Source organism: Xanthobacter sp. NM-59 (assembly GCF_021401125.1).
GTDB lineage: Bacteria > Pseudomonadota > Alphaproteobacteria > Rhizobiales > Xanthobacteraceae > Xanthobacter.
The window spans coordinates 92,395-115,063 of the sequence record NZ_JACBFQ010000012.1 but is presented as its reverse complement, the minus strand read 5'-3'; the positions used below and the strand labels follow the sequence as shown (position 1 = coordinate 115,063).

The 22,669-nt window shown below is 67.8% G+C and carries 15 protein-coding genes; 5 read left to right on the top strand and 10 right to left on the bottom strand.

Annotated elements, in window-relative coordinates; all coding sequences use genetic code 11:
• Window positions 1–40 precede the first annotated feature (40 nt).
• Window positions 41–361: a thioredoxin gene (gene trxA, locus L0966_RS18885; RefSeq protein WP_234053582.1), complete on the top strand. Its 321-nt coding sequence runs from the start codon at window positions 41–43 to the stop codon at window positions 359–361.
• Window positions 362–541: 180 nt separating this feature from the next.
• Here the strand turns inward: trxA and rfbA are convergent, their stop codons facing one another.
• The 7 genes from rfbA to L0966_RS18850 all read right to left on the bottom strand — a co-directional run bounded on the left by rfbA (window position 542) and on the right by L0966_RS18850 (window position 10,916).
• On the bottom strand, window positions 542–1,414 hold the full coding sequence (rfbA, locus tag L0966_RS18880; RefSeq protein ID WP_234053581.1) for a glucose-1-phosphate thymidylyltransferase RfbA: 873 nt from the start codon (window positions 1,412–1,414) through the stop codon (window positions 542–544).
• A 184-nt stretch (window positions 1,415–1,598) separates the two neighbouring features.
• Entirely contained in the window at window positions 1,599–2,765 is a 1,167-nt protein-coding gene (locus L0966_RS18875; RefSeq protein ID WP_234053580.1) for a nucleotide sugar dehydrogenase, read from the bottom strand.
• Window positions 2,766–3,098: 333 nt separating this feature from the next.
• The gene (locus tag L0966_RS18870; RefSeq protein WP_234053579.1) at window positions 3,099–3,974 is read right to left on the bottom strand and encodes a phosphotransferase; all 876 of its coding nucleotides are present in this window, start codon (window positions 3,972–3,974) and stop codon (window positions 3,099–3,101) included.
• A 5-nt stretch (window positions 3,975–3,979) separates the two neighbouring features.
• A complete protein-coding gene (locus L0966_RS18865) occupies window positions 3,980–6,022 on the bottom strand; it encodes a proline/glycine betaine ABC transporter permease (protein WP_234053578.1) in 2,043 nt (680 codons plus the stop codon).
• Window positions 6,019–7,053, bottom strand: coding sequence for a glycine betaine/L-proline ABC transporter ATP-binding protein (locus L0966_RS18860; RefSeq protein ID WP_234053577.1), 1,035 nt, complete (start codon window positions 7,051–7,053; stop codon window positions 6,019–6,021). The genes L0966_RS18865 and L0966_RS18860 overlap by 4 nt, the downstream gene beginning before the upstream one ends.
• 203 nt (window positions 7,054–7,256) lie before the next feature.
• Entirely contained in the window at window positions 7,257–8,207 is a 951-nt protein-coding gene (locus tag L0966_RS18855) for an ABC transporter substrate-binding protein (RefSeq protein WP_234053576.1), read from the bottom strand.
• 255 nt (window positions 8,208–8,462) lie between these two features.
• Entirely contained in the window at window positions 8,463–10,916 is a 2,454-nt protein-coding gene (locus L0966_RS18850; protein ID WP_370640783.1) for an FAD-dependent oxidoreductase, read from the bottom strand.
• A gap of 209 nt (window positions 10,917–11,125) precedes the next feature.
• On the opposite strand from L0966_RS18850, the gene hisN reads away from it, so the two are divergent.
• Complete coding sequence (hisN, locus tag L0966_RS18845; RefSeq protein ID WP_234053574.1) at window positions 11,126–11,911, top strand: histidinol-phosphatase; 786 nt, start codon at window positions 11,126–11,128, stop codon at window positions 11,909–11,911.
• A gap of 729 nt (window positions 11,912–12,640) precedes the next feature.
• Here hisN and L0966_RS18840 read toward each other — a convergent pair.
• A complete protein-coding gene (locus tag L0966_RS18840; protein WP_234053573.1) occupies window positions 12,641–13,909 on the bottom strand; it encodes a HAMP domain-containing methyl-accepting chemotaxis protein in 1,269 nt (422 codons plus the stop codon).
• A 218-nt stretch (window positions 13,910–14,127) separates the two neighbouring features.
• Between L0966_RS18840 and L0966_RS18835 the strand changes: the two genes are divergently transcribed.
• The gene (locus L0966_RS18835) at window positions 14,128–15,249 is read left to right on the top strand and encodes a helix-turn-helix transcriptional regulator (RefSeq protein WP_234053572.1); all 1,122 of its coding nucleotides are present in this window, start codon (window positions 14,128–14,130) and stop codon (window positions 15,247–15,249) included.
• Between the two features lie 80 nt (window positions 15,250–15,329).
• On the opposite strand, the gene L0966_RS18830 is transcribed toward L0966_RS18835, so the two are convergent.
• A complete protein-coding gene (locus L0966_RS18830; protein WP_234053571.1) occupies window positions 15,330–16,103 on the bottom strand; it encodes an SDR family oxidoreductase in 774 nt (257 codons plus the stop codon).
• Between the two features lie 196 nt (window positions 16,104–16,299).
• Here L0966_RS18830 and L0966_RS18825 point away from each other — a divergent pair, with 196 nt between their 5' ends.
• Window positions 16,300–17,223: a LysR family transcriptional regulator gene (locus L0966_RS18825; RefSeq protein ID WP_234053614.1), complete on the top strand. Its 924-nt coding sequence runs from the start codon at window positions 16,300–16,302 to the stop codon at window positions 17,221–17,223.
• Between the two features lie 30 nt (window positions 17,224–17,253).
• Here the strand turns inward: L0966_RS18825 and L0966_RS18820 are convergent, their stop codons facing one another.
• Entirely contained in the window at window positions 17,254–19,734 is a 2,481-nt protein-coding gene (locus L0966_RS18820; protein ID WP_370640784.1) for a DNA translocase FtsK, read from the bottom strand.
• Window positions 19,735–21,437: 1,703 nt separating this feature from the next.
• Here L0966_RS18820 and L0966_RS18815 point away from each other — a divergent pair.
• Window positions 21,438–22,643, top strand: coding sequence for a TIGR03862 family flavoprotein (locus tag L0966_RS18815; RefSeq protein WP_234053570.1), 1,206 nt, complete (start codon window positions 21,438–21,440; stop codon window positions 22,641–22,643).
• Window positions 22,644–22,669: the final 26 nt, after the last annotated feature.

Genomic DNA, 22,669 nt, shown 5'->3' with positions numbered 1-22,669 from the left:
CATTCAGTGGTTCTTTCATTCTGCCCCTACGAGGTATGTCATGGCCGTCGAAAAGGTGACCGATCAGAACTTCGAAACCGACGTGCTCAATTCCAGCGCGCCGGTGATCGTCGATTTCTGGGCCGAGTGGTGCGGTCCCTGCCGCATGGTGGCGCCGATCCTCGATGAAGTGTCCGGCGAGCTGGCCGGCAAGGTGCGCATCGTGAAGCTGAACGTGGACGAGAATCCGCAGACGGCTTCCAAGTACGGCATCATGTCGATCCCCACCCTGCTCATGTTCAAGGATGGCAAGATCGCCTCCCGCCAGGTGGGCGCCGCCCCCAAGGCCAAGCTGGTGCAGTGGATCAACACCGCGGTCTGAGGCCAGCGGGGGAGATGGCGGGCCCCGAGCGGGGCGCCAAATCCCGGATCCAGGTGCGTTGAAACGAAAAGGGGCATCCGCGCGGTCTCGCGCGGATGCCCCTTTTGCTTGTGCACGGGCGATGATTGCGGCCCGCCCCGGCCTGCCCCCCCTGGGCCGGCGCGGCGAGCCGCTGGGGAATCAGGCGGTCTCTTCGGCGATTCGCATCAGATAGCGGCCGTAATCGCTCTTGCCGAGCTTCTCGCCCAGCTTGTGGAGCTGGTCGCGATCGATGAGGCCCGTGACGAAGGCGATCTCCTCGGGGCAGGCGATGCGAAGGCCCTGGCGGCGCTCCAGGGTGCGCACGAAGGTGGCGGCGTCCACCAGGCTGTCATGGGTGCCGGTGTCGAGCCAGGCATAGCCGCGGCCCATCTTCTCCACCTGCAGCTGGCCGCGCTCGAGATAGGCGCGGTTGACGTCGGTGATCTCCAGCTCGCCGCGGGCGGAGGGCTTCAGGTTGGCGGCGATGTCCACCACGCTCGGATCGTAGAAATAAAGCCCGGTCACCGCCCAGTTGGAGCGTGGCTGCTTGGGCTTTTCCTCGATGGTGAGGGCGTGGCCCTGCGCGTCGAATTCCACGATGCCGTAGCGCTCGGGGTCATTGACGTAATAGGCGAAGACGGTTGCGCCCTCGGTGCGGTGGGCGGCGGGCTGCAGCAGCTCCGGCAGGCCGTGGCCGTAGAAGATGTTGTCGCCGAGGATGAGCGCGGAGCATTCCCCCGCCACGAAGTCGGCGCCGATGATGTAGGCCTGGGCGAGCCCGTCGGGCGAGGGCTGCACGGCGTAGGAGAAGGAGAGGCCCCATTGGCTGCCGTCGCCCAGCAGGCGCTGGAACTGGGGCATGTCCTGCGGGGTGGAGATGATGAGGATGTCGGTGATGCCCGCGCGCATGAGAACGCACAGCGGGTAATAGATCATCGGCTTGTCATAGACCGGCATCAGCTGCTTGGAGGTGACCAGGGTCAGGGGATGCAGGCGCGTGCCGCTGCCGCCGGCGAGAATGATACCCTTCATGCGTTCCCTCTGTTTTGCTGTGCGTCCCGCGGCGTCACCGCCGTTTCTCCATGCCCGTGTGCGCTGAAACCGCGTGCGGAACAAGCGCCGGCGCGCGCGGCGCCAAGCCGCCGCGTCGTTTCGCCTTGCAATGTGCCCTGAAGAAGGCAGCCGGCGGAGGGATGGGGAGCCTGCGGGGCGGGGTTCAGTCCGAGCCGAACAGGTCGCGGGTGAAGACCTTGTGGGCGACATCGGCCAGTTCGTCGGTGCAGCGGTTGGCAACGATGATGTCCGAGTTGGCCTTGAAGGCGGCGAGGTCCCGTTCCACCGGCGAATTGAAGAAATGGTCATCCTTGAACTGCGGCTCGTAGACCGTGACGGGGATGCCCTTGGCCTTGATCCGCTTCATGATGCCCTGGATGGAGCTGTCGCGGAAATTGTCCGAGCCGGCCTTCATGGTGAGGCGGTAGATGCCCACATGGCGCGGGGCGCGGGCCAGGATGCGCTCGGCGATGAAGTCCTTGCGGGTGGCGTTGGCGTCGACGATGGCGCGGATGAGGTTCTGCGGAACGCTCGAATAATTGGCGAGCAGCTGCTTGGTATCCTTCGGCAGGCAGTAGCCGCCATAGCCGAAGGAGGGATTATTGTAGTGCCCGCCAATGCGCGGATCGAGGCTGACGCCGCCGATGATCTCCCGGCTGTCGAGGCCGAAGGCGAGGGCGTAGCTGTCGAGCTCGTTGAAGAAGGCCACGCGCATGGCAAGGTAGGTATTGGCGAACAGCTTGATGGCCTCCGCCTCGCCCGGCCCGGTGAAGAGCACGGGCACGTCCTCCCTCAAGGCGCACTCCTTCAGCAGTCCGGCAAAGGTGTGGGCTGCCTCGCAATGGTCGCCGACGATGATGCGGGAGGGATAGAGATTGTCGTGGAGCGCCTTGCCCTCGCGCAGGAATTCCGGGGAGAAGATAATGTTCTCCCGCCCCAGCCGCGTGCGCAGGTGCTGCACGAATCCCACGGGAATGGTGGACTTGATGATGATGGTGGCGTCCGGATTGATCTCCAGCGCCTCCCCGATCACCGCCTCAACGGAGTGGGTGTCGAAATGGCTGGTCTCCACGTCGTAATTGGTGGGCGTGGAGACAATGACGAACTGAGCCCCGGCAAAGGCCTCGGCGGGGCTCAGTGTGGCGGTGAGGTCGAGCTCCTTTTCCGCCAGATAGCGCTCGATGTCGGGATCGACGATGGGGGAGCGGCGGGCATTGATGCTTGCGACCCGCGCCGCGTCCACATCCAGGGCCATCACGCTGTGCCTCTGGGCCAGCAGCACCGCGTTGGAAAGGCCCACATATCCCAGGCCGGCGATCGCTATGCGCATGTTACTCGTGTCCCATCGGTTCGCCGCGCGCGGTCATTGGCGGTCGGGTCCGGTGGACGCAGCAGCCATGGGTGCATCCGTTCCGGGCCGAGGGCGGCCTCGCGCGAGAACGCTCTAGAGCAAATCCGGCAAAAGTGTCACGCGGTTTGCGCCCGGATCTCCTCCACCCCGTCCACCCGCGCCGCCAGGTCGCGCGTGACCTTGCGGCTGCTCCCAAGGCGCTGGGGCACCTTCCGAGAGCTGTCGCGAAGGCCGATCTTTTACGGCGTTCCCATGACGTTATGGCGATGGGCCGGCGCGTGGAGACGAGACGGGCGCGCCGCCGGCCCTTGCTCAGCGCAGGGCTTCAAAATCGGCGAGGGCACGCTCGAAGCGGGTGAGGTTCTTGGCCGTGTAGGCGCGGTAGTCGAAGTCGATCGTGGATTCGAGCTCCGAAATCATGCTCCACAGGCTTTCGCGCAACAGCGAGGCGACGAACATGGCCTGGAATTTCAGGCGCAGGGCGTCGTCCGGCTCGCGCCCATAATAGAGCTGGAGCAGCTCCCGGCGCTGGGCGAGGTCCAATTCGTTGTTGGACGCGAGGTTGCCGAGGTCGAACAGGGGGGTGTTGAAGCCGCCATAGTCCCAGTCGATCAGCCACAGTTTCTTGCCGTCGTCGATGAAATTGCCGGGCAGCAGGTCGTTGTGGCCATACACCATCTCAGCCGGGCCAAGGGCGGCCTCCAGGCGCTCGGCGATACCCGCCAGGCGGCTCAGTTCCCCGGCGAGGCGGTGGCGCCGTTCGGCGAGGGCGGCCAGATAGTTGCGCAGCACATGGAAGGTCCAGAAGCTGAGCGCCGGCCCCCGGATGTGGCGGGTCACTTCGCGATGGGTCCGCTTCACCAGCTCCACCACGCGTGGCAGGTGGGCGCGCACATCGGCCTCGGTGAAGGTGTGGCCCTCGATGAAGTCGATGACGATGAGGCCGGGCTCGAAATAGCGCAGGGGCGGGGACACGCCCGCCGCCTCCGCCGCCAGCGCCGCGGCGCGCTCGTTGAAGCGCATCACATTGTGAAGCGGAATGTCGGCGCCGAGGCGGACCACATATTTGCGCGGCCCGTCCTCCACCAGGAAGTTGGAATTGGTGATGCCCCCGCCCAGCGGCAGGGGATCCACGGGCCCGCCCCAGAAGGACAGGGCCCGCACGCGGTCCACGGCTTTCGCGTTCATGGCTCTCAGTGTCCCTTGTGGGTCTTCAGGCGGGCGCTGCCGGCGGTGATGAGCCGGTCGGCGATCATGCCGATGAAGGCCACGCTGAGGCCCGCCACCAGGCCAAGCCCCACATCCGCCTTGGCGAGGGCGGCATAGGTGACCTGGCCGAGGTCGCGGGTGCCCACCAAAGCGGTGATGACCAGCATGGACAGGGCCAGCAGGATGGTCTGGTTGAGGCCCAGCAGCATGTCCGGTACCGCCAGCGGCAGGCGGATGCGGGTGAGGATCTGCCGCCGGGTGCAGCCGCTCATCACCCCCGCCTCGATGAGGTGGGGCGAAACCTGCGCCACGCCGTGGGCCGTGTAGCGGATGGCCGGGGCGATGGCATAGAGCACGATGGCGATGAGGGCCGTGAAGTCGCCCACCCGGAACAGCATCACGATGGGAATGAGGTAGACGAAGGCCGGCAGGGTCTGGAGCGTGTCGATGATCCACTCCACCGCCGTGCGCAGCATCGGCCGCTGGGCGCAGGCAATGCCCACGGGCACGCCGATGAGCACCGAGATCACCACCGCCACGCCGCACAGATAGACCGTGATCATGGTGGCCGGCCACAGCCCCACCACCGCCATGAAGGCGCACATGAGGCCCACCGTGAGCGCCAGCCGCGCGCCGCCGAGCCAATAGCCGGCGAGCGCCGTCACCGCCACCACCCACGGCCAGGGCAAGGCGAGCATGAACTGCTTCACCGGCGAGAGGACGTTGAGCAGGATGAAGGTCTTCACCGCGTCCAGCGGCCCGTAGAAGTTGATGTTGATCCAGGAGACGAGGTCACCCCAGAACGGCCCCGTGGAGAGCTGCCAGCCCTGCGGATACTGGGCGATGGCGCGCCACTGGTCGGCCGCGAGCCAGCCCGCCGCCGCCACGGCGAGCGCGGCATAGACCGCGTAGGTGACCAGCTTCTGGCTGTCCTGCCGCCGCCGGTTGCGCTTGGCGCGGAAGGCCAGCGCCTGTGCGAAGCGATCGAGCAGGATGGCGAGCACGGTGATGGCGAGGCCCGCTTCCAGGCCGCCGCCGATGTCGAGCCGCCGCAGGGCCGCCAGCACGTCCCAGCCCAGGCCTCCGGCGCCGATCATGGAGGCGATGATGACCACGTTGAGCGAGAGCATGATGACCTGGTTCACGCCCACCATGAGCGCGGGCATGGCGGAGGGCACCAGCATCTTCCAGGTGATCTGGCGCCGGGTGCAGCCGGTCATGCGGCCGAGCGCGTCGATCTCCTCCGGCACCGCGCGGATGGCCACGATGGTGATGCGCACCATGGGCGGCACCGCATAGATGATGGTGGCGATCATTGCCGACACCGGCCCGAAGCCGAACAGGATCAGCATGGGCAGCAGATAGGCGAATACCGGCATGGTCTGCGCCACGTCGAGCAGCGGCGAGATCAGCCGCTCCACCGTCTTCGAGCGCACGCAGGCCAGGCCCAGCAGCAGGCCGCCGAACGAACCGATGATGGACGACACCAGCACCGAGGCGAAGGTGACCATGGCGCTCGTCCACTGGCCGAACACCGCGAGATAGAGCAGACCCAGCGCCATGCCGAGGGCGAGCCGCAGCCCCCCGATGGTGTAGGACACGGCGGTGGCCGCGATCACCAGGGAATACCAGGGGATGGGCGGGAACAGCTGCACCGCCATGGAGCCTTCGCCCTGCATGATGCCGGTGGCGAAGATGGCCTTGGCCACCGAGAGCGGAATGTCGAGCAGGCCCGAGATGGCGCGGGTGATGTCGCGCACCGTGAACAGGCCAAAGCTGGCGCTGTTCATCAGCCACTTCATGAAGTCCGAGATCCAGGAGGCCAGCGGCACCTGCCAGGCATGGGGATATTTCCAGACCCAGGCCGGAAGGTCTTCGTGGGGCAACATCACCGCGACGACGGTGAGCAGAGCCACCACGGGCCACACCAGGCGGCGCCAGGGGAAGGGGGCCGCGGTGGCCGGTTCCTCGGTGGGATCGCGGGTGGTGTCCTGTGTGGGCGCCATGGTCATGCCATCAGTGCTCATGCCGCCAGGCCCCGCGGCTCGCGGCCCACCAGCACGTCGATCATGGCCAGCCGGTCGATGGCGCCGAGGATGCGGCCATTGTCCACCACGCCGTAGACGCCATCGGCGGAGCCCACCTGATGGGCGAAGGTGGCGATGCGGGCCTTGGCCTCGATGAGCCCGGCGAATTTCGCGTCGGCCGGGGCGGGCGTCATGATGGCGCGGGCGGTGAGGATCTTGGCGCGCGGCGCCTCGCGGGTGAAGGCGCGCACATAATCGGTGGCGGGGGTCAGCACCAGTTCCTCGGCGGTGCCAATCTGCTCCACCTTGCCGTCCTTCATGATGGCGATGCGGTCGGCGATGCGCACGGCTTCATCGAAATCGTGGGTGATGAAGACGATGGTCTTCTTGAGCATGCCCTGCAGGCGCAGCACCTCATCCTGCATCTCGCGGCGGATGAGAGGGTCGAGGGCGGAGAAGGGTTCGTCCAGAAACCACAGGTCTGGGTCGGCGGCGAGCGAACGGGCGATGCCCACGCGCTGCTGCTGGCCGCCGGAAAGCTCGCTGGGGAAACGGTGCTCGCGGCCCTTGAGGCCCACGAGCTCGATCATCTTGTGAGCCTTCTCCAGCCGCTCGGCCTTGGTGCGGCCCTGGATCTCCAGGGGGAAAGCCACATTCTGCAGGATGTTGAGATGGGGCAGCAGAGCGAAATGCTGAAACACCATGCCCATCTGGTGGCGGCGGATCTGGATCAGCTCGCTCTCGGAATATTTGAACAGGTCGCGCCCTTCAAACAGCACCTCGCCGGCGGTGGGCGGCGTGAGGCCGGACAGGCAGCGCACCAGGGTCGACTTGCCCGAGCCCGACAGGCCCATGATGACAAAGGTCTGCCCGCGCTGGATCTCAAGATTGACGTTGCGCACGGCGGCGGTGACGCCGGCTTCGGCCAGGGTCGCGCCATCGGCGGAAAGGCGTCCGTCGGCGACAAACTTCAGGGCTTTCGCCCCATACAGCTTGGCGACGTTGCGACAGGCGAGAACGGGATGGCTCATGGTGGTGGACCTTGGCTGCGTGGCCTTGGCTGGATGGCCTGGAAACGAAGGAACCGCCGCGCATCCGAAGGCTGAGGCGGCCCATCGGGTGCGGGTCTTCTGGCAGGGGCGCGGGCGGCGCTGACCTCCCGGCGCCGGTCGGCGACCGGTTGCCGGGCAGGCTGGAGCAAGGGCCCGTGGGGCACGCCCACGGGCCCCCGGCATCACTGCTTCTTCACCCAGGCCTTCCAGGTGGGCTCGTTCTTGGCGACCCAGTCGGCGGCCACGTCTTCCACCTTTTGGCCGTCGATATCCACGCGGGCGGCAAGCTCGCCCATGGTCTGGTTGTCGAACTTGTATTCCTTGATGATTTCGTAAGCGCCCGGCCACTTCTTGCTCATGCCGGACCAGGCCGCCTTCCAGATGGGGCCACGCGGCTTGGCGCAATCATACTTCATTTCCTTGTTCACGCCCCAGGCCGGATCTTCGTAGCAGGCGGCCTCATAAGGCGGAAACTCCACGAACTCGCCCTTATACTTGATGGGCGCCCAGTGGGGCGTGTAGATCCACAGGATGATCGGGGCCTTGCGCTCATAGGCGCTCTTCAGCTCGGCGAACATGGCGGCGTCGGTGCCGGCATGGATCACCTCGAACGGCAGGCCGAGGGCTTCCACGCGCTCCTCGTCATAGCCGCCCCAGGTGGAGGGGCCGCCGAGATAGCGCCCCTTGGGGGCGGTGTCCGGGGTGGCGAAGGCGGCGCCGCACTTCTTCAGGGCCTTCCAGTCGGGCAAACCGGGGCACTTTTCCTTCATGTATTCGGGAAACCACCAATCCTCGCGCGCTTCCATGCCGGAGGAACCCATATTCTCCACGCCGCCAGTCTTCACCGCCGCGTCGAGCGCTTCCTGGGCCGTGGTGGCCCACACTTCGGGCGCAACGGTCAGATCACCGGTGCCCATGCCCGAGAACTGGGCCAAGTAATCGGCCGGGACATATTCGACGTTGTAGCCTTCCTTCTTCAGGATCTCACCCATGATGTGGGCGGTGAGAAGCTGTCCGGTCCAGTCGTTGAGGGTAATCTTGATGGGATCCTTGGATTCGGGCGCGGCCGAAGCCGTGCCGACCGCCATGGAGACCACGCCCGCAAGGGCGATGCGAGACAGAGTGCGAAGCATGCGAAACCCCTTTGGAAGTTTTTCGGCGGCTTACTTCGAAGCCGTTCACTCAACGGAAATTTCAATTCGTCCCAGGAATGAAGCGGAGCATATTTTGTTTTTTTCCAACCTGCCTGCGCGAATTTGCGGCTTCGTGTGACTATTTCGTTGGCACGAAGCGGGGTCTCCTTTCGTCCGGGTGAAGGGGGGCTCAAGGGGAGGGTGGAAGCCGCCGCCTGAGGGGTTGGCGGCGGCTTCCGCGGCATCACTCGCCGGTCAAGCGAGGATCTTCTTCATTTCGGGATCGTAGAGCGGGGCCAGGTGCACCTTGGCCGGAACCCGCACGGTGGCCACATCCAGCTCATAGGTGCCGGAGAGTACGTAGGCTTCGTCCAGTCCTGCCTCGGGCTGGCGCACATAGCCGTAGCCGATGGGCTTGCCCAGGGTGTGGCCGAAGCCGCCGGACGACAGCCAGCCCACCCGCTCGCCGTTGCGATAGATGGTTTCGCGGCCCAGCAGCACCACGTTGGGATCATCCACGGTGAAGCCGGCGAGGCGCTTCTTGAGCGGTTCCGCCTTCTTCTTTTCCAGCGCCTCGCGGCCGATGAAGGCCCCGGCCCCTTCCGGCTTGATGGCCCAGCCGAGGCCGCTTTCAAACGGGGTGTGGTCGGGCCCGATATCGGAGCCCGAGGCCCAATAGCCCTTCTCCAGGCGCAGGGTTTCGATGGCCCGGTAGCCCGCATTTCGGATGCCGAATTCGGAACCTGCTTCCATGAGCGCGTCATAGACCGTGGCGGCGAACTCCACGGGAATGTGCAATTCCCAGCCCAGTTCACCCACGAAGGTGAGGCGCAGCGCCATCACCGGCGCGCCGGCCACATTGAGCGTGCGCACCGTGGCGAACGGGAAGGCGGCGTCGGAAACGTCGTCGCGGGTGAGCTTCTCCAGCACCTTGCGGGCGTTCGGCCCCATGAGGGCGAGCACCGCATACATGGAGGACACGTCCATGAGATGGGCGTCGAGGCCCTGGGGCAGATGCCGCTTCAGCCAGTCGAAATCCTTGGTGGCCGCACCCGTTCCGGCGACGATGTAATAGCTGTCCGCCGCCAGCCGGCCCACCGTCAGGTCGCACTCTATGCCGCCCCGGGCATTCAGCATGGGCGCATAGGTGAGCGAGCCCACCGGGCGCGTCATGTCGCCGGCGCTGACAGCAGACAGTGCCTGCTCGGCATCCTTGCCGATGAGCATGAACTTGGCGAACGAGGTCTGGTCGAACACCGTCACGCTCTCGCGGGTCGCCTTGTGCTCGCGGGCGACGGCGTCGGTCCAGTTGGGGCGGCCGAATGTGTAGTGGTCCTGTGCCTCCTCGCCGGGGGCGGCGAACCAGTTGGGCCGCTCCCAGCCCAGCTTTTCGCCGAACACGGCGCCCTGCGCCTTCAGCCGGTCATAGAGGGGCGAGCGCCGCAGCGGGCGGCCGCTTTTGTGCTCCTCGCTCGGCCAGGCGATGGTGTAGTGCTTGGCATAGGCTTCCAGCGTGCGCTGGCGCACCCAGTTCACATCCTGGTGGTTGCGGCCGAAGCGCAGAATGTCCACGGGAGAGAGGTCGTAAGGCGGCTCGCCGCCGACGATCCATTCCGCCAGCACCTTGCCCGCCCCGCCGCCGGAGGCGATGCCGAAGGCGTTGAAGCCCGCGCCCACATAGAAGCCCGTGAGCTCCGGCGCCTGCCCAAGGATGAAGTTGCCGTCGGGCGTGAAGCTTTCCGGTCCGTTGATGAGCTGCTTGATGCCGGCAGTCTGAAGCGCCGGCACGCGGCCCAGCGCCAGCTCCATGAGCTGCTCGAAATGGTCGAAGTTCGACTGGAGAAGCTGGAAGTTGAACTTCTCCGGGAAGCCGTTGATGGCCCAGGGAATGGGGTTCGGCTCGTAGCCGCCCATCACGAGGCCGCCCACCTCTTCCTTGTAATAGGTGAGGCGATCGGGATCGCGCAGCGTGGGCAAAGCGGAGGTGACGCCGGGGATGCGCTCGGTCACCATATATTGGTGCTCAACCGAGACCAGGGGCACATTGACCCCCACCATGGCGCCCACCTCGCGGGCCCACTGGCCGGCGCAGTTCACCACGATTTCGCAGCGGATCGGCCCGCGGCTGGTCTCCACCACGGTGACGCGGCCGTTCTCCACCTTGAAGCCGGTGACTTCCGTGTCCTCGAAGATGCGGGCGCCGTTCATGCGCGCGCCCTTGGCGAGGGAGCCGGTGATGTCGGAGGGGTTGGCCTGGCCGTCCGTGGGCAGGAAGGCAGCGCCCACCACGTCCGAAATGTCCATGAGCGGCCACAGCTCCTGCGCCTCCTTCGGCGTCAGCAGGTGCATTTCCAGGCCGAAGGAGCGGGCGGTGGTGGCCTGGCGCTTCACCTCGGTCCAGCGCTCCTGCGTGCAGGCGAGGCGCAGGCCGCCATTCATCTTCCAGCCGGTGGCGAGGCCGGTTTCCTGTTCCAGCGTCTGGTAGATCTTCACCGATTCACCCAGGAGCTGGGTGATGTTGGCGTTGGAGCGCAGCTGACCCACCAGGCCCGCCGCGTGGAAGGTCGAGCCGGAGGTGAGCTTGTGGCGCTCGATGAGCACCGTGTCCTTATAGCCCAGCTTGGCGAGGTGATAGGCGGTGGACGTGCCGATGATGCCGCCGCCGACGATGACGACCTGGGCCTGGGTCGGAAACTCAGCCATGAAGATCCCCTGAGTGGTCCTGTGGCGGGCGGCGCGCGAAGCATGCAGTGGCGCCGGATTGGCCCGCGAACAGCCTCATGATTCCTGCTGCGCTGCGGCGAAGTCAACACAAATCCACAAATCGATATTGATTTGTGTGGCAAATAGAGGTTTTTGTGGCTTTGGCCGGTTCCGGCTGCTGCGCCGTCGCGCGATCCGTGGGGAGATGGAGTTCAATGAGCGGTTTCGATCTGGATCTCGATGCGGGTGTTCTGGCGGCCTTCGCCGGTGAGCTGGCGGACCTGGCGCGCGGGCTGGCCCGGGCCCATTTCCGCAAGACCACGGCGTTCGAGCGCAAGGCGGACGAAAGCCCGGTGACCATCGCCGACAAGGCCATTGAGGCCGCCCTGCGCGAGGCCATCGCAGCGCGCTTTCCCGGTCATGCCATCCTCGGCGAGGAAGCGGGCATGAGCGGCGGAGACGACCATCTGTGGGTGATCGATCCCATCGACGGCACCAAGAGCTTCATCACCGGCATGCCCCTGTTCGGCGCGCTCATCGCCTATGCCGAACGCGGTGTGCCGAAGCTGGGGGTGATCGAGGTGCCGCCCTTGGGCGAGCGCTGGGTGGGCCTGCCCGGCGCCACCACCTTCAATGGCGCGCCCGCGCATGTGAGCGGCTGCGCGGCGCTGGAGGATGCGCGGGTCTACACCACCTCCCCGGATTTCTTCGCGCCGTCCGATTGGGCGCGCTATGACGCGCTGAGCCGCAAGGGCGCCATCCGCCGTTTCGGTGGCGATTGCTACCAATATGGCCTTCTGGCCTCGGGCCATTGTGACCTGGTGGTGGAAACCTCGCTCCAGCCCTACGATTACATGGCCCTGGTGCCGGTGGTGGAAGGCGCGGGCGGCATCATGACCGACTGGCAGGGCCGGCCCCTCGGCCTCGGCTCCGACGGCAAGGTGGTGGCGGCGGCCTCGCCCGCTCTGCATGCGGCGGCCTTGCGTGAGCTCAGCGCCTGAGGGCGGAGGGACGGCTTGGCCTCCGGCGCGCGCGCCAGGCACCCCTTGCCTTCCGCAGGCGGGGGGTGTGTTTCCCCAAAGGCGCGATGAGCGTGGCGGCCGATGACGGCGGCGAGCACCCCTGAGGGGGAGGAAGCGGCCGGCTGTCTCCTGCGCAACGGGGCAGGGCGGGCGTTGCTCTTAACGGACTGTGTTGAGCTTCGCGGGGGAGGGTGAGGCGGGGCAGGCGCGGTATGCTTGTGCGCGGAAACATCGGGCGCCGGCTCGCGCATGCTCCCGCCGGGGCTGGCCTCGATGCGTCCGGGTTCAATGTCTCGCGCCTTCACAGCCGCTCGCGCGCCGGAGCCACGGTTCCGCGACCGGCCTCGCCTCGGGCGTGGAAAGGCGCATCCTTCCGGCAGCATTCGTGGGGGCTGGAATGTGATCGACCCCAGGGCCGGTCCGCCTTAGGCGTACGAGGCAGGTTTCCGCGCAGCCACCGAGGCGCTCGTCCGGCGCCACGCCCGCCCGTGAGACCGGGGCGTCGCGTCGACGACGAGGCCACGCCGGCGCGGCGAAGGGCAGGGTCCTGGCCCATCGCGACGGCCTCAAGGCCCGTCCACGCCACCGAGGCGGTCATGGCCCCGAGGCGGTCATTGCCCCCGAGCGGTCATGGCCCCGAGCCTCACTGTGCTCCGCAAAGCCGGAGCAGGCCCTCGCGGGTCCGTGATCCCCGAAATCCCACCCCGTCTAGGCCTGGTTGAGGGCGGTCAGGAACTGATCGACTTCCTTGCGCAGCTCGTCGGCCTGCCCGGTGAGGCGGGTGGCGGCGGAGAGCACGGTTCCGGCCACCGTGCTCGTCATGTCCACCGCCTCCGCGACGCCGGAAATGTTCCGGGAAATCTCGCCGGTGCCCAGCGCCGCCTGCTGCACGTTGTCGGAGATTTCGACGGTCGCCGTCACCTGCTGCTGCGCGGCCATGGCCACGGCGGAGGCGACGTCATTGATGTCGGCGATGGAATGGCTGATCTCGCGGATGGCGCCCACCGTGGAGGTGGTGGCACCCTGGATGTCGGCGATCTGTGAGGAGATTTCCTCGGTGGCCTTGGCGGTTTGCTCGGCCAGGGTCTTCACTTCGCTCGCCACCACGGCGAAGCCCTTGCCGGCCTCACCCGCGCGGGCCGCCTCGATGGTGGCGTTGAGGGCGAGCAGGTTGGTCTGGGCGGTGATTTCCTGGATCAGCTGCACCACCGAGCCGATCTTGTCCGCGTCCTTGGCGAGGCGATCCACCACGTCCCCGGTGCGGTTGGCCTGCTCCACGGCGGTGGCGGCCATGTCGGAGGCCTTGGACACCTGCCGCCCGATCTCGCGGCTGGAGGCGGTCATCTGCTCAGTGGCGCCGGCCACGGCCTGCACGTTCGAGGAGGCGTCGAGGGAGGCGGAGGCCACCACATTGCTCTGCTGCTGGGTCTGCTGCGAGATCTCCAGCATGCGGGCGGCACTGCTCTGCAGCTCGCTCGCCGCCGCGGTGAGGGCGCCCACCACGGTCTTGATGACGGCCTCGAAGTTCCGCGCGAGGGTGGAGATGCGGTTGCCGTGGGCAATCTTGGCTTCCGCCTCGGCCCGGTTGGCCGCCTCCAGCTCGGCGGCGCGGATGAGGCCTTCGCGCAGCACCTCGAACGAGCGGGCCAGATCGCCGATCTCGTCCTTGCGGGCCAGATAGGGAATGGAGAAATCGGTCTTGCCGTGCTGGAGCACCGCCGTGACGTCGACAATCCGCCGCAGGGGCGGAACGATGGTCAGGATCAGGATGCAGACGATCACGCTGCCGACGGCAATGCCGAGCAGGCCGAACACCAGCGTTGGCGTGAATGAGTCCGGATGGAACTCGTAAAGATTGACCAGGTGCAGGATGAAGAAAGTCCAGGCTGCCACGATGGGGGGCAGAAAGCACAGGACGATCCGCAGGCCCAGACCCTTCGTAAAAATGCCAAGGAGGGTTAGGATGTAATTGAGCACGCTGGCGTTTCCTCGCCTCGATGCAAATCTACATAGAATGATGGTATATTTGTAGTGTAGCGTGGACGTGTTTCGGAAACTTTACCAGTCTCCATGGACCATATGGAGCTTGCCGGAAGCTGGGCCGCAACGCCAGTGCTCGGTTCGCGAGAAAATGTGCAGATCCTGAGTTTGGGGTTGTGATAAGTCTGCCTTATGCTCACCGTGAGGGGGCGCGGATGGCGGATACCGACATTCTGGAGGTGATCGAGGCGCTCTACGGGGCCGCGCTCCAGCCCGATCAATGGCCGCAGGTGCTCGACCGGATCGCCCACGCCTTTGGAGCGGTGGGGGCATCCATGGTGCCGCTCGGGGCCGAGCATATGATGCGGGCCATGGTTTCATCCGAGCTCGGCGATCTCAAGGCTGCCTATGACGCGCTGTGGTGGCGGCACGACACGCCGGCCCAGCGGGTGGTGGCGCGCGGGGTCCTGCCGGGGACGGCGAGCACCGATCGGCTGGTGATGACCGAGGAGGAAATCCGCCAGGATCCGTTCTACCAGGAATTCCTGCACGGCTACGGCGTGGGCGAGCTGCTGGCGGCCATCACCGGCAGCCGGGATGGGCAGCTCGTCTCGGTGGCCGTTCACAATCCCATCAAGCGAGACCGCTACCCGCCGGACGACATCGCGCGCATGGCCGGCCTTGCGGGCCATATCGGGCGGGCCCTTTCCATCAGCACGGCGCTGCTGGAGGCGCGCGTGGTGGCGAGCGATTTCGCGGACGCGGTGGACCGCCTGGCGTGGGGCGCGTTCCTGCTGGATCGCGACGGCGCAGTGCGGCATGTGAACGTGATGGGCGAGCGCCTGCTGGGGGACGGGCTGAGCGTCGTCGCCCGCCGGTTGCGGGCCGCCCAGCGGCAGGATGACGAGCGGCTTCAGCGCGCCATCGGCACCGCCCTGCCGGGCGCGGCGGCCGCCCCCGCTCGCGGCGTGCTGATCCGCCGTCCCAGCGGCCGGCCCGCTTTGTATGCGCAGGCGGTCCCCGTCTACCGGCAGTTCGAGGGGCTGGAATTCATCACCTTTGGTGCGGGTGGCGCCATGGTGCTGGTACGGGACCTGGGCGCGCAGGTGCCGCGCCTGTCGCAGCATCTGCGTGACCTGGGGCTGACGCCGGCGGAAGCGCGCGTCGCCGAGGCCATCGGCCATGGCGAGCGCCTGCGCGACATCGCGGACAATCAGGGTATTTCCTATGAAACCGCGCGCAGCCACCTGCGCGCGGTGTTCGCCAAGCTCGGCATCGGCCGCCAGACGGAGCTGGTGGGCCTCCTGAGCCGGCTGGCCTCGGCCATCTCCCGTTAGGGGGCTTTGCGCGGCGCGAATGCCGGATCGCCCCCAGAACGCGTCAACCCAACGCGCTGGAGCATCTTATTGGGGGCGTCTTACTTGGTGGTGTAGCCGCCATTGACCAGGATGGTCTGGCCGGTCATCCACCAGCCCTCCGAGACCAGCATGCGCACCCAGGGCACGATGTCGGCGATGTCGGTGAGTCCGGTCTTCGAGAAGGCCGAGAGCGCCGCGGCGGTCTTGTGATAGGCCACCGCGTCCTCACCCTCGGCGGGGTAGAAGAAGGGGGTGTCCATGGGGCCGGGGCCGATGGCGCTCACCGAAATACCCCGTGGCCCGAACTCCTTGGCCGCCGCGCGGGTGAAGTGCTCCACCGCCGCCTTGGTGCCCGCATAGGACGCGTAAAAGGGCGTGAAGGCGCCCAGCAGCGAGGTGACCAAGGTGACCACCTTGCCATTGTCGTTGAGATGGCGCCCCGCCTCCTTCAGGAAGAAGAACGCGGCCTTGGCGTTCACCGCGCTCATCTCGTCGTATTCGGCCTCGGAAATCTCCAGAATGGGCTTCTTCAGCACCTTGCCGACGGTGTTGATGGCGATATCCAGCCTGCCGACGGCGGCCGCGGCGTCCGCAAACAGGCGCTCCATGGCATCGGCGGTGGTGAGGTCCCCCTGAAGGGCGATGGCCTCGGCCCCCGCCGCCTTCAGGGCGGCCACGGTTGCCTCCGCCTCCGCTTTCGCGCCGGTGCTGTTGTAGTGGATGGCGATGGCGCGGGCGCCATGCGCGGCGAGATCGCGGGCGATCAAGGCGCCGAGATTCTTCCCGCCGCCGGTGATGAGCGCCGTCTTTCCGCGGATTGCGTGATCGGTCATGACGAGAATTCCTGTTCCGACGCATTCATGGGCAGCGGCGGCGGGGGGCGTCCGGCTTCCGCTGGCGCCCTGCCGCGCGCGTCCGCCGGCTGCCCCCTCACCGCCGCCGGGTGCAAGGTTATCGTCTGGACATGGCGGATAAATCCGTTCCTGATGACATCACTTGTCGGATTTTCCGAACAATCGGGGGCGCGCGGTGGACCGCATCGATCTCTTCCGCATCTTCGCCCGAGTGGTGGAGTGCGCGAGCTTCACCCGGGCGGCGGACACGCTGGGCCTGCCGCGCTCCTCGGTCTCGGCTGCGGTGCAGGAACTGGAGGCGCGCCTGGGCACGCGCCTGCTCCACCGCACCACCCGCAAGGTGGCCCCCACCCAGGACGGCGCCGCTTTCTATGAGCGCTGCCTGCGCCTGGTGGCGGACGTGGAGGAGGCCGAGAGCCTGTTCCGCCACGGCGCCTCCATGCCCGCCGGCACGCTGCGGGTGGATGTTCCCGGCCGCATCGGCCGGCTGATCGTGGCCCCCGCTCTGCCGGATTTCCTCGAGCGGTACCGGGGCATCGACATCGAGCTCGGCGTCACCGACCGTGCGGTGGACCTGGTGGAGGATGCGGTTGATTGCGTGCTGCGGATCGGGGAATTGAGCGACAGCGGCCTGATCGCGCGGCCGCTGGGCCGGCTCGATCTCATCAATGTGGCGAGCCCGGCCTATCTCGCCCGCCATGGCGCGCCGCTCGCTCCGGACGATCTCGACGGCCATCTGGCGGTCAATTATGCCTCGCCCTCCACCGGCCGGGTGGCGCCTTGGGAGTGGATGGAAGAGGGGGCGATGCACTCCCGCGTCGTGCGCGGGCGGGTCAGCGTCAACAGCGCGGAGGCGGCCATTGCCTGCTGCCGCGCGGGGCTGGGGCTGCTCCAGATCCCCGCTTATGACGTGCGGCGGGACATCGAGGCGGGTGCGCTGGTGGAGGTGATGCCCCTTTACCGGGCGGCCCCCATGCCGGCGACGTTGCTTTATCCCCACCGCCGGCAGCTCTCGCGCCGGCTTCAGGTGTTCGTGGCCTGGCTGGAGGATCTGTTGCGGCGCGAGCAGGTCCTCAGCCCGCCCCCGACGGCAGCTTGAGAGGGGCGCCTGCCTGGCGCCCCGCCCCGATCAGTGGTCGTCGTCGCGGTCGCGGCCGAAGGAGAGGATCTCACGTTTGCCGGCATGGTTGGCCGGGCCCACGATCTGTTCCGCCTCCATGCGCTCCATGAGGCTGGCGGCCTTGTTGTACCCCACCTGCAGCCGGCGCTGGATATAGGAGGTGGAGGCCTTGCGATCGCGCAGCACGATGGCCACCGCCTGCTCGTAGAGATCGCCGCCGCCGTCTCCCATCTCGCTCTTGTCGAACACGGCGTCGTCGGAGCCGGAGGCGCCTTCCGCCTCCTCGTCCTGCACCACGTCTTCCAGATATTCCGGCCCGCCCTGGGCCTTCAGGAAGGCGACCACGTGCTCCACCTCCTGGTCGGAGACGAAGGGGCCGTGGACGCGGGTGATGCGCCCGCCGCCGGCCATGAAGAGCATGTCGCCCTGGCCCAGCAGGGTTTCCGCGCCCATCTCGCCGAGAATGGTCCGGCTGTCGATCTTGCTGGTCACCTGGAACGAGATGCGGGTGGGGAAGTTCGCCTTGATGGTGCCGGTGATCACATCCACCGAGGGGCGCTGGGTGGCCATGACGAGGTGGATGCCGGCGGCGCGCGCCATCTGTGCCAGGCGCTGGATGGCGCCCTCGATCTCCTTGCCGGCCACCATCATGAGGTCGGCCATCTCGTCGACGATGATGACGATGTAGGGCAGGGCGGAGAGGTCCATCTGCTGCTCTTCATAGAGCGCCTCGCCGCTTTCCTTGTCGAAGCCCACCTGCACCTGGCGGGTGAGCACCTCGCCCTTCTCGCGGGCCTCCGCCATGCGGGCATTGTAGCCGTCGATGTTGCGCACGGCGAGGCGCGCCATCTTGCGATAGCGGTCCTCCATCTCCTTCACCGCCCACTTGAGGGCAATGATGGCCTTCTTGGGGTCCGTCACCACGGGGGTCAGCAGATGCGGGATGCCCTCATAGACCGACAGCTCCAGCATCTTGGGGTCGATCATGATGAGCCGGCAGGCTTCCGGCGTATGCCGGTAGAGCAGGCTCAGGATCATGGTGTTGATGGCCACCGACTTGCCCGAGCCGGTGGTGCCCGCCACCAGAAGATGGGGCATGCGGGCAAGGTCCGTGATGACCGGCACGCCGCCAATGGTCTTGCCCAGGCAGATGCCGAGCTTGGTGCGCGCCTCCTCGAACTCGTGGGAGGCGAGCAGCTCGCGCAGCCACACCGTGTCGCGCCGACGGTTCGGCAGCTCGATGCCGATGACGTTGCGCCCTTCCACCACCGCCACGCGGGCGGACACCGCGCTCATGGAGCGGGCGATGTCGGCGGCGAGCGCGATGACGCGGGAAGACTTCACGCCCGGCGCCGGCTCGAACTCATAGAGCGTCACCACCGGGCCGGGATTGGCGTCGATCACCTCGCCGCGAATGCCGAAGTCGCGCAAAATCTGCTGCAGCATGGCCGAGCTCTGGTCGAGGAATTCCTCGGAGAGCTCGTAGTCCGGCTCCAGCTGGGGCGGCTCGCCCAGAAGGTCGATGGGCGGCAGGTGGTAGGCGAAGGGGTCATGCGCCGGGTCCACCACCGCCGGCAGGCCGGCGGGCGTGGCGAGGGCCGGCAGCGCCGCCTCGGCGGGCACGTCGATCGCGGGGGCGGTGGCTTCCGGGGCGCTGGCCGCGGACGGCTCGGCCGTGGCGTCGGTACCCTTCTCCGCCGGGGCGTCGAGGCTGCCATTGATGCTCAGATGGTAGGGCTGCCAGGCGAAATGGGCGTGGATCAGGTCCGCGGCACGCGCCGCCGCGTCGGCTTCCGGCGCGAGCGGTTCGGGCACGATGGGGGCAAGGTCCTGCTCAAGGATCTCGGGCAGGGCAAGGCGGCCAACCACGATCATCCGCGTGAGCGGGCGCAGGTGGGCCGGGGCAAGGTCTTCCATGAGCGGATCGGCGGCGGCTGTCTGATCGGGTGTTTCGTCGAGGAAGGCGGTGGCGCCCTCAAGGGCGGCGGCGGCGAGCTGGGCCAGGGTCCCGTCCAGGGGCACGCCGTCCACCGCTTCGCTCATCTGGTCCGCTTCATCGGAGGCCAGCATTTCGGAGGGGGCCGCTGCCTCAGATGCGGGGAGCTCGGCCATGGCGGCGATCGACGAGCCCGCTTCGGCCGCGGGCTCCTGCACCGACACGTCCGTGTCGGACATCGCCAAGGCTGTGTCGGAGGCGGCTGTGTCGACCATGGTGGCGCCCGGCGCGGAGGTGTCTTCCATCACCGGTACCGCCGCCATGCCGGCGTCCTGCGGCGCGGCTTCGGCCACGTCCGGGGAGGGGCCGAACGACGAGGTGGCGGGATCAAACGCGGCCATGGTCGGTTCAGAAACACCTTCGCTGAGGGCGGGCGTGGTCGCGGCGTCCATCACCGGCTGCGGGTCGTGGGTTGCGGCGGGGATGAAGTCGGCCTCGAAGGCGGTGTTGCCGGTGAATGGCTGGGCTGCGGTGTCCATTCCGTCCATGACCATTTCGGCCGGGGTCTCCTCGGGGAATTGGGGGGCGGGCGCGTCCGCCACATCGCCGGTGCCGGCGAGCGCGGGATCCTCAGCGAAGGCCGCCGCCCCGTCCATGATGGCCTGGGGAGGCACGGCTTCGGCCTGTCCCGCAGCGTCGGTGCCGGCTGCGGCCGCATCGACCGGAGCACTGAATTCCGGAGCGGGGAAGGGCTGCGCCATCGCAGCCTCAGACATCTCGGGCTCCATGACGGGCAGGTCTGGGGCGGAGGATTCCACAAATTCCGCGTTGCCGATGAAGGCTGGCGCCGGGCCATCGCATGACGCGAATTCGACGGGTGCGGTGCCGAAGTCCGGCGCCTGCGCGGGAACGCTGTCGCACGGCGCCGGGGCGAATTCCGGCGTTTCGCTGAAGCCCTGGGCCGAGTTGTCCATCATGGCGGGCTGTCCGCTCGCGTCGGGCTGTGCATTCGCGTCTTGGGGCGCGAAGGGGGCCTCGCTGGTGGCGTTGGCCTCGCCGAGGGGCGGGGTCCAGCCCATGTCCGCAGGGGCCGGGGTTTCCGGTCCCGCCGCGCCGAGGGGAGCGGCGCTGGCGCTAACGCCTGAGCCGTCGGTGCTGAAGGCGGGCGGCGCCGCGCCATCGTCCGACCAAGCCATGGCCGGCGGAGCGGCGAACGTGGTCGAATCCGCAGTGGGGAAAGCCGGGGCGTTCTCCATCGCGGCCTGCTGGGGCAGGGAGGTCGGCTGCCAGACCGGCTCCGGGTTCCAGCCGCCGGACGCGGCATCGGGCGCACCGGCGAATTCATCGGCGCCGAGTGCGTGCTGCTCCGGGGCAAAGGGCTCTTGAGCAAACGGTTCCTGGGCGAACGCCTCCTGGGCGAACGCCTCCTGGGCAAACGCCTCCGGCGCCGGGGGGCCGGCGGTAGGAGCCTGCGGCTGCCCGGCATCGCTCTCGGCGGTGGTGTCGAGGTCCGGCGCCGGGGTCAGGTCCTGCCAGGAGAGGACGGTCTCGCGGCCCTGCTCGTCCACGCTCCAGCCTTCAGCGTGATGGCCGAAGGCGTGGGCGTGCTCGGCTTCCTCACCTTGGGTGCTCTCGCGGGCGGCGCGCAGCGCCGGCAGGTCGGCGAAGGCCTGCTCAAGGGCGGCGATATCGGCCTTCACGCTGGGAATCGGGGCGGCGTCGTCCTGAATGTCGAGGGGCATTTCCAGGAAGTGCCAGGAGGCGCCGGCCGTGCCGTAGCTGGGCAGCGGCTCGGGCTGCGTCTCCTCGGGCGGGCGCAGCAGGTGGTCCGGCGTGCGGGTGAAGCGGGTATTCTGGTCCAGGGTGAAGGGCCGCAGCCAGCTCGGCACGAAGTCGGCGTTGATCCAGCTATGGACCGTGGAGCCGTCCGGATTCGCCGGGAGCATGTCCTCGTCTTCCTCCGAAACCAGGAGCGAGGGGAAGTTCACCATTCTCGGAGGCTGGTTCGAAGAGGACATCGGAGCAAATCCAGGGCTACTCGGTACACATCAAGGCATAGGCGCGTGACCTTAAAAGGAGGTTTCGTGCGCCGGCTTCCCCCGCCTTCACGGCCCGGGGCCTGTGCATGACGCTGGTGATGGCGCGTGCCGGAGGCCGCGGGGCGCGGAAATCCGCGGGCGGGCCCGGGTGACGATTGACGCGGGCGCGCTTGGGCGAAACAACGCGTGGCAGCGCATTTCGAGAGTTTCCGCCCGCAATGGCTTCCACATTCGTTTCCATCATCGGCGCCGGCCCGGCGGGGCTCATGGCCGCCGAGCGCCTGTCGGCCGCCGGTCTCGGCGTTCATGTGCATGAGCGGATGCCCTCGCCTGCGCGCAAGTTCCTGATGGCCGGGCGCGGCGGGCTCAATCTCACCCATTCCGAGCCGTTCGAGCGATTCCTCACCCGCTATGGGCCGCAGGCCGGCCGGCTCGCGCCCGCCCTTTCCGCTTTCACCCCGGATGATCTCAGGGCCTGGGCCGAGGCGCTGGGCGAGCCCACCTTCGTGGGCAGCAGCGGCCGTGTCTTTCCCGAGAGCTTCAAGGCCAGCCCCTTGCTGCGGGCGTGGCTGCGGCGCCTGGCGGGGCAGGGGGTGAACCTCAACACGCGCCACCAGTGGCTGGGCTGGGATGGCGCCGGCCGCCTGCGCTTCGCCACCCCTGAGGGCGAGCTGCTGGAGCAGCCGGCGGCGACCCTGCTCGCCCTCGGCGGGGCGTCCTGGCCGCGACTCGGCGCCGATGGCGGCTGGGTGGGGCTGCTGCGCGCGCAGGGGGTGGAGGTGCGAGATTTCGTGCCCGCCAACATGGGCGTGTGCTGCGCGTGGTCCGATCTGTTCCGTTCCCGCTTCGCCGGCACCCCGCTGAAGCGCATCGTCGTGCGCTGCGGCGAGGCGCGCGCGGCCGGTGAGGCGGTGGTCACCGAGGCGGGGCTGGAGGGCGGTGCCATCTATGCGGTGTCGCGGGCGGTGCGCGAGGCGCTGGCGGCGGACGGTGCCACGCTGCATGTGGACCTCCGGCCTGATCTCGATGTCGCGCGCCTTGCCGGGCGCCTGTCGGCGGCGCCGTCCCGGCTCTCCTTCGCCAACCTGCTGCGCAAGGCCGCCGGCCTTTCCCCGGTGGCGGCGGGTCTGCTGCGCGAGGCGATCGGCCCCGCCCGTCCGGCGGATGCGGGTGCTCTCGCAGAAGCCATCAAGGCCGTGCCGCTGACCGTGACCGGCGTGGGCGATCTCAGCCGGGCCATTTCCAGCGCCGGGGGCCTGGCCTGGGACGAGGTCGGCGCGGACTTTCAACTTCGCCGCCGGCCCGGCGTTTTCGTGGCGGGGGAAATGCTGGATTGGGAAGCGCCCACCGGCGGCTACCTGCTGCAAGCCTGCTTCGCCACCGGGCGCGCCGCCGCCGAAGGCATTCTTGCGCGCCTCAGCTGATGTCGCCCGGCTTCAGGTCGCCCTGG

Excerpts from the sequence above, each read along its gene's own strand:
- rfbA (WP_234053581.1), bottom strand. The coding sequence starts at position 1,414 with ATGAAGGGTATCATTCTCGCCGGCGGCAGCGGCACGCGCCTGCATCCC.
- L0966_RS18865 (WP_234053578.1), bottom strand. The coding sequence starts at position 6,022 with ATGAGCACTGATGGCATGACCATGGCGCCCACACAGGACACCACCCGC.
- L0966_RS18860 (WP_234053577.1), bottom strand. The coding sequence starts at position 7,053 with ATGAGCCATCCCGTTCTCGCCTGTCGCAACGTCGCCAAGCTGTATGGG.
- L0966_RS18835 (WP_234053572.1), top strand. The coding sequence starts at position 14,128 with ATGGCGGATACCGACATTCTGGAGGTGATCGAGGCGCTCTACGGGGCC.
- L0966_RS18820 (WP_370640784.1), bottom strand. The coding sequence starts at position 19,734 with ATGGTCATGGACGGAATGGACACCGCAGCCCAGCCATTCACCGGCAAC.
- L0966_RS18875 (WP_234053580.1), bottom strand. The coding sequence starts at position 2,765 with ATGCGCATAGCGATCGCCGGCCTGGGATATGTGGGCCTTTCCAACGCG.
- L0966_RS18830 (WP_234053571.1), bottom strand. The coding sequence starts at position 16,103 with ATGACCGATCACGCAATCCGCGGAAAGACGGCGCTCATCACCGGCGGC.
- L0966_RS18855 (WP_234053576.1), bottom strand. The coding sequence starts at position 8,207 with ATGCTTCGCACTCTGTCTCGCATCGCCCTTGCGGGCGTGGTCTCCATG.
- L0966_RS18815 (WP_234053570.1), top strand. The coding sequence starts at position 21,438 with ATGGCTTCCACATTCGTTTCCATCATCGGCGCCGGCCCGGCGGGGCTC.
- hisN (WP_234053574.1), top strand. The coding sequence starts at position 11,126 with ATGAGCGGTTTCGATCTGGATCTCGATGCGGGTGTTCTGGCGGCCTTC.
- L0966_RS18870 (WP_234053579.1), bottom strand. The coding sequence starts at position 3,974 with ATGAACGCGAAAGCCGTGGACCGCGTGCGGGCCCTGTCCTTCTGGGGC.
- trxA (WP_234053582.1), top strand. The coding sequence starts at position 41 with ATGGCCGTCGAAAAGGTGACCGATCAGAACTTCGAAACCGACGTGCTC.